We start from the raw sequence: 14,431 nt of genomic DNA on the forward strand, positions 1-14,431 counted from the left end.
TCCCCGCAATCTGTTTATTTCGCGACTTCTGTCCGTGCTTTAACCCATTTGTCATTCAGATTCTTCATGATGTCGTCGTACGATTCGCTGCGATTACCGATGGCAGCTTCGATAATGCGTTTCTTGAAGTCAGGCTGCCAGAGGCCAATCTCGCCTTCGTTGTCGATTTTGTCAACCAGACCTTCCTGTCCTTCTTTGGCAGGAGTCAGTGTGGAGAATGTAACGTCATTGTATTGATCCAAAATCGGTGGCAATTCCGCATTTTTGTCTGCGCTCATGCCTCCGCCTTGCTCCACCGCATAGTTTGATATTGCGAGGAACCAGTCAATCCACGCTTTCGCAGCAGGTTTGTTCTCGCTGTTCACGTTCATGCCGATGTTGTAGTCTGCTGCGAGCGGAACGACCACATCACTTGCATTCGTAGGAAATGGCAAGAATCCGATATTATCTGGTGTATCCGTCAAGCCTTGAATTTGGGTAATCGCCCATGATCCAAGCGCCATCGTTGCAATTTTCCCGTTCGCCAGATCAGCCTTGGAGCTTTCCCAGTCGGTTGTGGTCGGATCTTTCTCAATCAGGCCACTCTTGGCTGCATCATAAAGCACTTTGTACAATTCATAGTGCGGCTTGCCAGCCACAAAGTTTTCATCCGTGTTCGGTTGATCAATGTTTACGTAGTCCACACTGCCTGCAACCGTCGGCAGATCTGCTTCCCATTGTGTCAAAGCCCAACCGGAGGCATAGTTGGTGTACAGTGGAATCGCGTCTGTATTGTCTTTCACCAGTTGGAGTGCGGCCTGGAATTGCTCAGGTGTTTTGGGAACTTCCGCAATGCCAGCGTCCTTGAACACCTGCTTGTTATAGATGATGCCGGAGAACGTGATAACGGTTGGAATACCATAGACTTGGCCGTCAACCATACGTTCTTCAATGGCTGTGTACTTATCTTTCAACTCATCGTACGTGCCCAACGGTTCGAAAAAGTCCGGAATGTCCGCAATCGGTACGCTGGTGGGGATCATCAGCACGTCACCATAATCTTTGGTGCTCATACGAATCTTCACTTGTCCCTCATAGTCAGCCAGCGCCTGGAAGTTTACTTTGACATCCGGGTATTCCTTATTGAACTCTGCAGCATAGTCTTTAAATACCGTATCAACAATATCTGTACGCTGCGTGAGAACGGTGATCTCGCCCTTGATATCTGCAGGATCTGTACTGATTTCCTCTCCTGCCTGCGAGGATCCACCTCCAGAAGAACATGCTGCGAGCAGAGAAGTGATGAGCAGCATGGTGAGCAGCACCATCCAACCTTTGTTTTTATTCAATTGATTTGACCCCTTTCTTAAGTTAATTTAAGTTATCGTTAAGGTTACAAAATGAATTTTATTATGGTAACGCTTACCTGTCAATTAAATTATTTATTACTTAACAACAAGTTTTTATCCCCAGACGCGTTGACAATGCTTTTTCCCGATACTAGTATTATAAAATAAGGTTAACGTTAACCTAATTAAACTTTATCCCTGTACTTTGAAGGAGCGCTCACTTATGACTCACATCAATGACATCAAAACTGAAATAAAAGAACACTGGGAAGGTCATATTCTGCCATTCTGGTCTGCCCTCAAAGATCATAACAACGGCGGATTCTATGGTTGGGTTGGCAATGACCTTCAGGTCGATCCACTCGCTCCCAAAGGCGGAATCGCCGCGGCACGACAATTATGGTCCTTTGCAGCTGCCTACCGGGTAACCGGAAATGAAATCTGGCGTGATCACGCTGAACATGCTTACCGTTTCCTTGTGGATCATGTGATGGATACGGAATATGGCGGCATGTACTGGATGGTCCACGCCAATGGAGAACCAATGGACACAAGCAAACATGTGTATACGCAATCCTTCGGCGTCTACTCATTGAGTGAGTACTATCGTGCCACCGGGGATGCATCTGCTTTGGAACTTGCGAAAACGCTTTTTGCTCTCATTGAGGATCGAGGGCTGAATGCCGAACTACCTGCATATAAGGAACAATTTGACCGCCTTTGGAAGGAACAGCCCAATGAAATGCTGAGCGAGAATGGTGTGATTGCGGATTATACGATGAATACGCATATTCACGTGTTGGAGGCCTATACCACGCTCTACCGAGTGTGGCCAGATCAACAGGTGAAGACGGCACTGGAACGCCTACTCGGCATCTTATATGAACGGGTGTATGACAAAGACACGAAGTTTCTCGGGGTGTTTTTCAACAAGGAATGGCAATCCATCATCGATCTGCGTTCATTCGGGCATGACATTGAAGCCAGCTGGCTGATCGATGAAACGTTGAAAGTGATGGGCTTGGACAAACACCCGGAGTATTCCGCGATGGTTACGGATATTGCCTATAACATTTCCAATGTGGCTGTACAGGACGATGGCTCCCTGATGAATGAACAAGAGGGCGATCATGTGGATGAGAAACGGATATGGTGGGTTCAGGCCGAGGCGATGGTCGGATTCTATAATGCCTATGAGCGTACAGGTGACCCTTTGTTTTTGGAGAGAGTGGAACGCTTGTGGACATATACGAAGGAACATATTATCGATCACCGTGCTGGCGGGGAATGGTACTGGTCGGTAGACGGAAACGGCACACCGGATCAAAGCGAAATCGCCGGACCGTGGAAATGCCCGTATCACAATAGCCGATTCTGCATTGAACTAATTGAGAGGATGGGATAACGATGATACACCCCAAATACAATGAATTATTGGAGCAACAGGAGCAGCTGCTTACGCGTCAAAATGAGATTGATTCTTCCTTCTACAACGGCGTATATGATCGGTACCGTTATCCGGTAATCACACGCCATCATGTACCGCTGCACTGGAGATTTGATCTGGACGAAACGACAAATCCCCACTTCATGGAGCGTCTGGGCATTAACGCTACACTTAATCCGGGGGCCATCTATTTCAATGGCAAATACGTGATGGTCATCCGAACCGAAGGATTGGACCGTAAATCCATCTTCGCCCTAGCTGAGAGTGATAACGGTATCGACGGATTTCGCTTCACAGGCAAACCCTTAGTGTGGGAAGATATCGATGCCGACGAAACCAACCAGTATGATATGCGATTGGTTCAGCATGAAGATGGCTGGATCTATGGTATCTACTGCTCGGAGCGCAAAGACCCTGAAGCTCCAGCATTTGATACATCCAGTGCAGTAGCCCAGGCTGGGCTTGTGCGGACACGCGATCTGCTCAGCTGGGAGCGTCTGCCCAACATCACGACCAGCTCCCCTCAACAGCGAAATGTTGTATTACATCCAGAATTCGTAGAGGGTAAATATGCGTTCTATACACGGCCTCAAGACGGATTTATCTCCACAGGCAGCGGCGGCGGGATTGCCTTTGGTCTGTGCGATGATATTCTGAATCCAGTGATTGAGGAAGAGACGATTATCGATGAACGGAAATACCACACGGTATACGAAGTGAAAAACGGCCAGGGCCCTGCTCCGCTCAAAACGGATCGCGGCTGGATTCACATTGCCCACGGGGTTCGCAACACGGCAGCGGGCCTTCGTTACGTGCTGTACACGTTCGCCACGGATCTGAATGATCCGGCACGCATCATCGCCAAGCCAGGCGGGCATTTCATTGCTCCTTATGACGACGAGCGCGTGGGCGATGTGTCCAATGTTATTTTCTGCAACGGCGCGGTGGTCAACGAACAAGGTGATGTTTTCATTTATTATGCATCCAGCGATACCCGCTGTCATGTGGCCACAACGACGCTGGATAAACTGGTCGATTACACCTTTAATACTCCGGCTGATCCGTACCGTTCCCTGGATTGTGCTAGCCAGCGCGGTGACCTGATTGAGTGGAATGAGAAACTTCTCCAAAAGCAATTGGTTTAAAACCGAAGATCAGCCTTCAGGCGGAAAATGCAGCATGCTGAAAAATTAGCGTAGCGCTAACCAGAATCTCTTTATTCCATGTGGGTAACGATGTATACTAATATGGATTGTTGTTATGTTTGAAGGAAGCGCTAACCATAATGACAGCACATTGTACGTAAACCGGCTTGAAGGAGGCGACCAAAGCTGAAGAACAATATCACCATGCGGGATATCGCCGACAAGCTCGGAGTTAGCAGTGTGACGGTCTCGAAAGCATTAAATGATAAAGATGGCGTCAGTGGCGAATTGAAGGAAAAAATTAAAGTGCTTGCCGTTCAGATGGGCTATCGGTATAACGCCGCAGCCCGTTCGATGAAGGAAGGCCTGACTCATAATATTGGTGTTATTATCCCGGAGCGGTTTACCGGACCTACACAATCGTTCTATGTACGTGTATTTCAGCGCATCACCAAACACCTGGAGGATCAGGGGTACTACGGTATTCTGCATATTCTGAATGTGGAGGACGAAGAGGAATTAATCCTGCCTAAGCTCTATAGTGACAACAAAGTGGATGGTTTCATTGTGCTGGGACAAGTCAGCAAGGAATATATCGAGCTGGTCCAATCGATGGACGTTCCCAAAATGTTTCTCGATTTCTACGATGAGCATTCTGATATCGACTCTGTCGTTACCGATAACTTTTACGCTGCTTATGAGCTGACAAATGTTCTTGTTCAACAAGGACACCGCCGCATCGCTTATGTGGGGAATCTCTATTCTACAAGCAGCATTCAGGACCGATTCCTCGGTTACTACAAATCATTGCTGGAACATCGGTTACCGATGAATCCGGATCTCGTGCTTAATGACCGCGATGAGCGAGGTACGTTTATTGAAATTGATTTGCCAGCTCAGCTGCCTACGGCTTTTGTATGCAACTGTGATCAGGTGGCCCATCTGCTCGTTCAGAAACTGACTTCACTGGGTATTCAGGTGCCTGCACAATGCTCTGTGGTTGGGTTCGATAATGATATCTATGCCACACTCTCCGATCCCAAATTAACAACGGTTGAGGTCGATGTGGAACAGATGGCGCGTACTGCGGTTCATTCCATGCTCAAAAAGATCGATAACCCGAGTCGCAGCTTCGGCCGCGTACACGTGAAGGGCAATATCATTTATCGTGATTCGGTGAGTGCTGCACCTGCCCTTTCGGATGACGTACCTAACTAAAAAGGAACTAGACTCCCTGTTCCACAAAAAGAGTGCTCCCGGCCATTACGGCTGCAGGAGCACTCTTTGCTTATGAAAAAAAGAGAAAGTGGTCAGGAACCACTATAGATCACGGCCACTCTCCACCCAATTCCAAAAACCTAACTCCTGTTACAGCCTAGTAACTCGTCTTCAGCCAATTATCTTTGGACCAGGATAATTTGCCTGCACCTGCTCCGTTTGAACCGGTGAGGCGTGCATTCAGCGTCGCTGGATCATCGGTAGTGTAGCTGTAAGGAAGTGCCGAGAATCCGTTCCAGGAGAAAGCTTTCACTGCGGCCGGAACCGGGCTGAGCGGACTGCCGGATGTATCACTGTTTCCACGGAATGAGCTTCCATCCAGAGAATACATCGTGTCAGTCACCTTAATTTTACCGGTATACGTTGCATCGGCCGGATCCGTCTGGTTATTGCGGACCGGGAACAGTACGTCTTTGATCACCGATTTTTCGACCAGCACTGCACCATCTTCAGTGGAAATAGCTCCATTGCCAATGATATCAAAATGATACCCTTTGGACGAAATTGCCGTTGCCATCGCAGAAGTGATTCTGGATTTGGCCGCACGCGCCCCTGTCGCATCCATCACAATATTGTAGGCATGCGCATTACCTCCGCGCAGACGTGGCATCCGATCCTGGATATCCTTGTACAGATTATGGTGCAGGGTCATGGAAAGATTGGCGTTGGCTGATTCGAAGCTGGTCGAGCCCACCAGATGACCTTTTTTCTGAGGAGACGAAATGGCAATGATATCGGCTTTGCTGAGCCCAACCGCGCTGCTGCGCAGGTAGTTGTACATCGGATAGGAAGCCTTGTTTGCTTCCAACTCGTTAATCTGCTGAGTAACCCAGCTGTTTGAGCTGCCGTCATCGCCTTTGAAGAGAGACCAGGAAATGGTCACACCGCTTGTTCCTTTTTTCGAATCGACAAGCCCGTCATAGGCTTTATTAAAGGTACAGTGATCAATCCATACGTTGCTGTTCTCCTCAAGAGTGATGTAATCCCAGTCGTTTTTGTCGTAGTCACCTTTGGTCGCTTCATCCCATTCCCATAATTCATCGAATTCGAGGTTGCGGATAATAACGTTGGAACTGCGTTTGACGCTAATGGCAGCATGTTTGATTTTGGAACCGTTAGCGGAGAAAATAGTGAGTCCATTAAAACCGTCAATTGTAATCTTGCTTACGCCAGTCTGTTTCAATACAGGATGCGTTAAGGCATCATTGTGTTTGGCAAAAGGTGATGTCTGCGCGGCACTCGGAATTTCGTTCCACCCTAGATTCAAATCATTCATAATCTCCACCACTTTGACGCCGGAGTTCTTCTTCAACGCCAGTGCCAGTTCAGTCGCATTGTATACCTTCTTATACGTGGACGTGTTCGACTCACTGATGATGCCACCGCCCGTGTTACCTTGGGAGAATCCCGTGAGATTGTAATCTGCATTCCCTGCTGCCTGCACACTTGCAGGACCCGACATTAGTGTGATCCCCAACGTTACAGCCACGGCTGCACTGCACCAGCTTCTTAATTTTGTTTTCATCCCATTCATTCCTCCCATTTCATAATTGATAAGGCTCGTCCCTCGCTGCCATACCGTGTCATGAAGGACATGTCCTCACTGTATATTTTGAAAGCGATTACAACAATAATCTTAATCTCACATCCATGTGGAAAAACCAAATCTGGTAAGAGGTTATACTGTAATCAACTATGAATCGTATAGGTTTAACTTGGTTTCAGGATGACTACATTTCCGATATATATAGTTAAGTCCTACTTCCTGTGATAAAGTAAGAGAGCAGCAGGCAATTCCACATTGTGGATAGAGTGTATTAATAGGACAAACAGCCGCTGACTTATCTATAAGTTACATAAAATGGAGTGAAACAGATGAAGTTTAGAAAGATGCTCTTGATATCGTTTATTTCTATTTTTATTTTTGGCAATTTGGGCCTTCACAGCGTAATTGTGCACGCTGCTGATTCCCTTGAATTCAGGGAGCACGATGATTTAATCAATATTCTAAAAGATGGTGATGGAGAAAACCGCGTCTTCGGATTTACAACGAAGAACAAGTTGACCGCATCCAATACCACTTTGCGCTTGTATGTCAATGCGATAGAAGTGGACTCCAAGGACTATGTTGTGGATTATGCCAACTATAGCATCACCTTCAATAAAGCTCCCGACAGAGGTGCCGAGATTCATATTAAATACGGCATTATTCCCGGATTTGAGTGGGAAGAAGGTGCCAATATGGGTTTTGCCTTGCCTGAGGGAGATGGCTCCACACGGAATTTTCCAGTGTCGTTAAACTATACGCTAAATTCAACCAAACAGATCAGTCTTTCCATTGACCTAACGAAGGTAGCCACGTCCCGATTTACCTTCAACGCAACAACGAATACCGTAACCCTATCCGAAAAACAGCAGGTTCCGCACTCCGGTGCCAAAGTCTATTTCTATATCCCTAAGGCTTCTATTTCCAGTAAACCCTCTCCTTCCGAAGAAGTGATTGAGAGTCCGAGTCCAACTCCAAACAAACCATCGGAGCCTCTTGTTCAAATTCCAACAGGAGAGCGCTATCCCGGCAGTATTACGATCAGATCAGGCAATACCATTACCATCAAACTGTCTGAATCGGCCTCCGTTTCCGGGTACACCTCCTATTTAATGGTGAAAAATGCAAGCGGGCAGGTGGTTAGGCAAATAAAGATTGAGCCAGGAAAGACCTTCAGTTTCACACTAAGAAAGATGGGGCTTCCAACAGGCGGATATTATTTTTACCTAAAATCGGCCAATCAGTCAGGTGAACTGTCTGCTTCTATTCCTCAATTCGTTATAATCAACCATGAGCCTACGAATATTCAGGTGTTTATTGAAGGTGAGAAGCAGGTTTACAAGCAACCCCCGACTAATTTCAAGGGGAGTGTGCTCGTGCCGCTTCGAGGAATCTTCGAATCGTTGGGAGCCGATGTTAAATGGAACAGTTCCACTCAAACGGTTACGGCAATTAGAGAAGGCCGGACTATCGTGCTGACGATCGGCTCTAAAATTGCCTACATTAACGGTGTCGCTGTAACCTTAAGTGCAAAACCACAGATCATTAACGGCGTAACCATGGTGCCACTACGGTTCGTCAGTGAAGCATTCGGAGGAGAAGTAGAGTGGCACGGAGAAGCTGGTTCGGTTACCATTTTTCTAAATAAGCCATCCATTCCTACATCTGCTGAAAGCGAAGAACCGGCTTCGGGAGCAACAAAAACAACAGAATCTGGGTCTTCAAGTTCCTCGCCTATTTTAAATAATATATCGAAGGGAATTAATACTCCGTCTGATATTATATTTGTTATAGACGTGACGGCCAGTATGGGTGAAGTGATCGACTATATCAAAGAAACGGTTAAGAGCTTCGTTGATTCCGTACCTGCCGGTTCGAATTTTGCGGTTATCACCTATCGGGACGTTAACATTTACAGAAATGGCGATTACAATTTGAAGTTCTTTAATTTTACCCAGGATAAAGATAAGTTAAAGGGGGATTTGAATACATTGGTGGCTTCTGGCGGAGGGGATATAAGAGAATCGGGACTGGAGGCTATTAACTTAGCTACTAATAAGCTCTCGGAGTTCAGCAGCGACAACGCCAAACGGATTATATTCATTACCGATGCCCCTGTCCATGAGTCACTCCCCTTGTCTTCCTTTAGCATTAAAGAAATAGCTGATAAACTGAAAGCAGACGAGATTGTATTTGATGCCATCGCCCCATCAGACGGTGATGCCTACAGACAGATTATCCAACTCGTTAAAAGTACCCCTGACGGAGTTCTCTATGATATCAAAGATGCTTCGGTACTCTCGCTGAACAAGTGATACGTTAGCTGTGCGATCTCTCCCATTCATAAATGAAACGGAATCCCGGACATGATGTGCCGGGATTCCTTTTTGTTCGCGGTTATGGTAGCACACAAATTTATGGTTATAAATGCACCCTGAAGTGGTACATTAACCATAACATATAACCTACAGGTGTGATAAATAGTGTATCTTATTCAAAAAATTAAAGAAGTGACTATGCAATATAACGATGCCAGAAAAGTCATTGGCGAGTTTTTTGATTCTACCATGTTGCATCATTACAAGTTATCGCTTAATAGAACGTGTCCAGAAGCCACCATGGAATTGTTTTGGCTCCACCGTAATAACGAAGGCTTTGGGGTCTAACCCGAGAATCGTCTGGTAGAGCAGTTTCTGGTTTTTGCGTTTCGCCAAAATCTCCATAACCAGCCGATCTCCATCTCGTCCACTACCAACCCAAGCGGTGACCCCGTAACCTTTATCTCGCAATGCATTCGCTACATCCCCGCCCATCTGGTTACAAATAACCTTAACGGTAACGTAACCGAGTGCAATCTTCTCTTCAATCCAGGCACCCAGCAATACCCCCAGTCCATAACCAACGGCATATACAATTAACGCAGACGGCTGGGTCAGATATTTGAGTACCAGATTCAGGCCGAGTACGTAGATCACAATTTCGCCCATACTAATGAGCGCAGCAATATATTTCTGTCCTTTGAGCGTCAGAATCATCCGAAGTGTATAGGCAGATACATACACAATCTGGATCAAAAAGATAAATACCAATATTTTAAACAATCGCAATCCCTCTTTCCTGACTTTCACAACGGAATGGGCCGTTTGATGCACGCCTTCTTTCCGCTTCCTCTGCATGTCATTTACGCTTCTTTGTATTTACTCTATCTCCATCATTGGACGTTATGAGGTCATTTTAAACGGTGGAACGTAAATCGGATTGCAGTTCCTTGCCGGAACTGCCATTATAGAGCCCTTTCTGCGCATTATCAACCCGGCCTGAGACCCAGGGGCGAAAATCGGCTTGACTGAATATGCTGAACCAACAGCAGGTAGATTGAGGCATACAGGCAAACAGGTTCGGGAAACGACGGCTACCAAAAGGGGGAACTGTCATGCAGTTGTGGCACGAAATGGAGCGGGAAGGTATGGAAGAACTCATATTTTGCCATGATCCACGCAGCGGGCTTAAAGCCGTCATCGCCATCCATAGCACAGTACTGGGTCCCGCACTTGGGGGATGCCGCTGCTGGACGTATGCATCGGAGGAAGAAGCGGTTCGGGATGCCATCAAACTCGCAAAGGGCATGACATACAAGTCGGCAGTCTCCGGTCTGCCTTATGGCGGGGGCAAAGTTGTGGTGTGGGATGTGCCCGCCGAACTGGCCACCCAACGGGGCGTAGCCAGCCCAGACAACCATCTGAATCCCAAAAAAGGCAAACAGGATGTCGGACCCCATACGAACATCATTAAAGGCAAGGATACATCGAACGGATTAGATAAGGGGTTAGATACGACATCCAAAAACAACCGGTTAGCTTCCCGGCGTGCTGAAACGTTCCGTTCTCTGGGCCGCTATCTGGAACGACTGAACGGACGTTATGTGACGGGCCTGGATCTGGGCACTACGGCGGCAGATATGGACCAGATCCGGCTGGAGACGGTACATGTGACAGATACGACTGGATCGCTTGGTGCACAAGATGATTTCACAGCCGAGATGACCGCCTACGGTGTTTACACTGGCATTGTGACATCGCTGCGTCACCAAGGCATTGACGCCTTGCAGGGCATTACCGTTGCCGTCCAGGGACTGGGCAAGGTCGGGTATGCCCTGTGCCGTTACCTGCATGCAGCCGGGGCACGGCTCATTGTGGCAGACGTTGTACCCGAACGTGTACAACGTGCCCTTGTGCAGTTCAGCGGCGCCATGTCGGCCGATCCGGCCCATATTCACGCCGCTGACTGCAAGGTGTACGCCCCCTGTGCCCTTGGGGGCGTACTGACCCCGGCAACGGTGGAGGAGCTACGCTGCTCCATCGTTGCCGGGGCGGCAAACAACCAGCTCAGCCACCGGGAGCTGGTTGTTCGCGGCATGCAGGCGCGCGGCATCCTGTACGCGCCTGACTATGTGCTCAATGCAGGCGGAATCATCAGCACCGCCTACGAGCTGGAGGGCGCAGGGCCCGACCTAATCCGCCAAAAGGTGGCGGGGATTGCGGGCACGCTGTCCAAGGTCTATGCGATAGCAGAGCAATCTGCCCTCTCCACGGCGGATGCAGCCGATCAGCTGGCAGAAGCTGTCCTACAAAGCGGAAAACCCCATGCTTAGCATACCGATACCGATTTAACACACTAATTCAATCTCCCAATCTTTTAAGTGCTCCAGAATCGAGATCACTGTTACAGTTCGGCATATCATTTATTTTCTCCATCTTTAAAGTACATCGCATCACGTAAAGAATTAGAAAAAACGTAAAAAAGCCAATCCGATTCATCAACACCGGATTGGCTTTAATCAACTTTTCTTCATAATTCTCATAATTCCATCTGCTAAACTTCATCAGGCAACCTCAACCTGCTACCGCCCGCCTTAACCTTCAACCATTACAGCGGCCCGCTTCACTCGATGCAGCATCGTCCAGAACAGCATATTAATCACGATTAGTAGCGCTATATAGATCCAGATGCCTGCTGGTATGGTGCGGATGAATACATGTAGTCCCCATAACAGTGCCATGAGCGGAAAGAAGGCAAAGACGAGCCAGCCGTCACTCTGCCCGGCCACACTAAAGGATTGGGAGAACGGCGGTTTTCGCATCAACAACTTTCCAGACAGCGGAATAAGTGCAGTTGCCACCAAAAATATTACGATCAGATCAGGAAGAATTCTTAACCCAAAGGTCCACACAAATATGATAGTGTTCAATATAAATACAGGTAGAAACATATTACATAAGAAAGCCTTCAGCGCTCCACTATATAGCACATTCTCGTTGGCCAGAGGGGCTGCCCGGAAGGTCCAAAACGCCTTGTATTGTCCGGAATACTTCAGCATGGTCACAACAGACACAATCAGCAAGAGCAAAATATATAGCGTGTAAAAGAAGGAGCTTTCCCTGAATTCTGCCCACGAAGAACTCTGCAATTGAGTGAACCAGAATACATAGGGCAATACAAAAGATAAACCCATCGACGGGTATACCTTCAGCTTGAACTCTCTTTCACTTCGCATCATACTGGCAGACAAACGAAAGCACGCCTGCTCTTCTCTCGAACGAGAGAATACCTTCGCCATGTTGCGATCCCAACCCCCACGTCTTCGTCCAGATGCCTGACCTGCGTGTGCCATTTTCTCCAAATACAATTCAAAGGAAGGCATCAGCTTCACGTACACCAACAGACTGACCATTGGAACAATCACAGCAAACGCCGAGAAAGTATAAAGCCAGGCATCTCCCCCGCCGCCGAACAGCAGCTCAAAAACCGCTGCATACCATACCGGAGGCAGCAGTAACTGCCACCAGGCAGGCGTGAACACCATATTAAAGTCGATGATGCTGAACGAACGTATGACCAGCTGATAACCTACAGCAATCCCGATGGAAAGCAGGATTTGCATCATATTGATCATGTCCTTCAGCTTCTCACCATCCAGAAACTTCATCATGAACAGATAGATCAGGGACGTGGTCACCAGAATTAACATATTAATCAGCACCAGTTCCACTAGAAAAATCAGGAAAAAGCCGATCCCGTGGGCAATCAATCCGGCTACCAGCGGTGCAGCCGTCAGAGAGCCTGTCAGGAGCAGCAAATAAACCCCTGCGTGAATGGCACGAGCCAAGCCAACAGTGCGTCCATTTACCGGCTTGGTCATGATGATATTACGATCCCGGATATCAAGCAGTACCGAAGAAAAGTCGGAGATCATGGAGGTCATGATCATAAACATCAGCATGGCGGTCACTAGACCCATCTGAAGCATATAATGTCCCGTATCCCAGACAACAAACGGAACCATAATCAGCCCCATCAGTGCATACAACCAGAGGGAACGCAGATACAGGTTGCCTTCTTTCTGCTTCTTATTGCCATTACGCGCTGACAATACCGTCGGCACCCTGCGCTGATCCATCTGAAACTTCACCCGTAGAATCAAACGCAGTACATCATAATCCGCTCCTGTTTTGGCGATAATAGGCCGAAAACGGTCCAGAATCTTCAGCGTGCGGAAGTCCGAGGATTCCGCCATATCAATACACCTCCTGCACGATAGACACAAAACGTTCGGCAATTGCCCGATGCTCATTGAAGCCCGTCAGTTGGTTGAATACTTCCTCCAGTGAGCCTTCCATGGATTGCTGCTGAAGCTGCCTGAAAGTACCATCCGCCATGACACGTCCTTCGGCAATCAGAACGATTCGGCTGCTGATCTTCTCCACCACATCCATGATGTGTGACGAATAGAATATCGTTGTGCCCTTGGCTGACAGCTGTGTCAAAATCTCTTTTACCACCATCACACTGTTAGCGTCCAGTCCGCTAAGTGGTTCATCCAGGAACAACAGATCCGGGTCATGCAGAAGCGCGGAGATCAGCAGCACTTTCTGACGCATGCCTTTGGAGAAGGTAGCAATGCGGGAATGATATGATTTTTCCAGTCCAAAACAGTCCATCAACTGCTTCGCCTTATAATCGGAATCTTCATAGGACAATCCGTACAATTCTCCTATAAAGGTCAGATACTCTGCCGGGGTTAATTGTTCGTATAGCTCCGCGACTTCCGGTACATAACCGATTCTGCGCTTATATTCCGCGTCACCATCCGCGATATCCTTGCCAAAGATGCGGACCGTACCCACATATCCCTCAACCAGTCCGAGCAAAATCTTGACCGTCGTACTTTTACCCGCACCGTTCGGACCGATGTATCCGATCATCTCGCCCCGATTCACTTCCAGATCAATCCCATTGAGCACATAACGCCCGTTATACCGCATACGCAAGCCTTCAATTGACAGTACTTGTTTTTCACTCACTTCGTTATCCAGCCCCTGTCTCAACTTTTTCTACAATTCTACTAGTTTACCACAGATTGGATTAACAGAGAGGGATAAAGAAAAATTAAAAGACCTTTGCTCTGCATAAAGAAATGCAAACAAAGGTCCAAAATTTATAAAACAGAATACAATTTTTGTTAATTCACTAATTAAGCCTGGTAATTATTATTTTTTTATTTAGTTGAAATTCTTATTAATAAAAGGTAAAACAGCACCCCTCCTATCACCCCAAAAAAAGCATATAAATCTGTAAAAGTATAAGCTATAAACGCGGATGATATCAACGTCACAATAATCCCTGCTCT

At 47.4% G+C, this 14,431-nt stretch carries 10 protein-coding genes; 5 read left to right on the forward strand and 5 right to left on the reverse strand.

Annotated elements, in window-relative coordinates:
- Positions 1-14: 14 nt before the first annotated feature.
- On the reverse strand, positions 15-1,328 hold the full coding sequence (locus tag HP548_RS12950) for an extracellular solute-binding protein (RefSeq protein WP_175381898.1): 1,314 nt from the start codon (positions 1,326-1,328) through the stop codon (positions 15-17).
- 232 nt (positions 1,329-1,560) lie between these two features.
- On the opposite strand from HP548_RS12950, the gene HP548_RS12955 reads away from it, so the two are divergent.
- From HP548_RS12955 to HP548_RS12965, 3 genes are all read left to right on the forward strand, one after another.
- Positions 1,561-2,733, forward strand: coding sequence for an AGE family epimerase/isomerase (locus HP548_RS12955; RefSeq protein ID WP_409347655.1), 1,173 nt, complete (start codon positions 1,561-1,563; stop codon positions 2,731-2,733).
- Positions 2,734-2,735: 2 nt separating this feature from the next.
- Positions 2,736-3,920 (forward strand): glycoside hydrolase family 130 protein, encoded by a 1,185-nt coding sequence (locus tag HP548_RS12960; protein ID WP_175381900.1) that lies wholly within the window; start codon positions 2,736-2,738, stop codon positions 3,918-3,920.
- A 204-nt stretch (positions 3,921-4,124) separates the two neighbouring features.
- Positions 4,125-5,138 carry a substrate-binding domain-containing protein gene (locus HP548_RS12965; RefSeq protein ID WP_076287374.1) on the forward strand — a complete coding sequence of 338 codons (1,014 nt, stop codon included), beginning with the start codon at positions 4,125-4,127 and terminating at the stop codon, positions 5,136-5,138.
- A 157-nt stretch (positions 5,139-5,295) separates the two neighbouring features.
- On the opposite strand, the gene HP548_RS12970 is transcribed toward HP548_RS12965, so the two are convergent.
- A complete protein-coding gene (locus tag HP548_RS12970; protein ID WP_175381901.1) occupies positions 5,296-6,723 on the reverse strand; it encodes a pectate lyase family protein in 1,428 nt (475 codons plus the stop codon).
- 350 nt (positions 6,724-7,073) lie between these two features.
- On the opposite strand from HP548_RS12970, the gene HP548_RS12975 reads away from it, so the two are divergent.
- Positions 7,074-9,059, forward strand: a complete 1,986-nt coding sequence (locus tag HP548_RS12975) for a stalk domain-containing protein (RefSeq protein WP_175381902.1) — start codon at positions 7,074-7,076, stop codon at positions 9,057-9,059.
- Between the two features lie 270 nt (positions 9,060-9,329).
- On the opposite strand, the gene HP548_RS12980 is transcribed toward HP548_RS12975, so the two are convergent.
- Positions 9,330-9,845 carry a DUF2179 domain-containing protein gene (locus HP548_RS12980; protein ID WP_076287701.1) on the reverse strand — a complete coding sequence of 172 codons (516 nt, stop codon included), beginning with the start codon at positions 9,843-9,845 and terminating at the stop codon, positions 9,330-9,332.
- A 332-nt stretch (positions 9,846-10,177) separates the two neighbouring features.
- Between HP548_RS12980 and HP548_RS33720 the strand changes: the two genes are divergently transcribed.
- The gene (locus tag HP548_RS33720) at positions 10,178-11,395 is read left to right on the forward strand and encodes a Glu/Leu/Phe/Val dehydrogenase family protein (RefSeq protein WP_175381903.1); all 1,218 of its coding nucleotides are present in this window, start codon (positions 10,178-10,180) and stop codon (positions 11,393-11,395) included.
- A gap of 261 nt (positions 11,396-11,656) precedes the next feature.
- On the opposite strand, the gene HP548_RS12990 is transcribed toward HP548_RS33720, so the two are convergent.
- Together HP548_RS12990 and HP548_RS12995 are read right to left on the reverse strand one after the other, a co-directional pair.
- Positions 11,657-13,318, reverse strand: a complete 1,662-nt coding sequence (locus HP548_RS12990) for a hypothetical protein (RefSeq protein ID WP_175381904.1) — start codon at positions 13,316-13,318, stop codon at positions 11,657-11,659.
- Position 13,319: 1 nt separating this feature from the next.
- Positions 13,320-14,105, reverse strand: coding sequence for an ABC transporter ATP-binding protein (locus HP548_RS12995; RefSeq protein WP_076287368.1), 786 nt, complete (start codon positions 14,103-14,105; stop codon positions 13,320-13,322).
- Between the last annotated feature and the right edge of the window lie 326 nt (positions 14,106-14,431).

The organism is Paenibacillus taichungensis (genome assembly GCF_013359905.1).
In the GTDB taxonomy this organism is placed as follows: Bacteria; Bacillota; Bacilli; order Paenibacillales; family Paenibacillaceae; genus Paenibacillus; species Paenibacillus taichungensis.

What these genes read in the sequence shown, in the direction of transcription:
- HP548_RS12960 (WP_175381900.1), top strand. Translation starts at nt 2,736, where the DNA reads ATGATACACCCCAAATACAATGAATTATTGGAGCAACAGGAGCAGCTG.
- HP548_RS12975 (WP_175381902.1), top strand. Translation starts at nt 7,074, where the DNA reads ATGAAGTTTAGAAAGATGCTCTTGATATCGTTTATTTCTATTTTTATT.
- HP548_RS12970 (WP_175381901.1), bottom strand. Translation starts at nt 6,723, where the DNA reads ATGAAAACAAAATTAAGAAGCTGGTGCAGTGCAGCCGTGGCTGTAACG.
- HP548_RS12965 (WP_076287374.1), top strand. Translation starts at nt 4,125, where the DNA reads ATGCGGGATATCGCCGACAAGCTCGGAGTTAGCAGTGTGACGGTCTCG.
- HP548_RS33720 (WP_175381903.1), top strand. Translation starts at nt 10,178, where the DNA reads ATGCAGTTGTGGCACGAAATGGAGCGGGAAGGTATGGAAGAACTCATA.
- HP548_RS12990 (WP_175381904.1), bottom strand. Translation starts at nt 13,318, where the DNA reads ATGGCGGAATCCTCGGACTTCCGCACGCTGAAGATTCTGGACCGTTTT.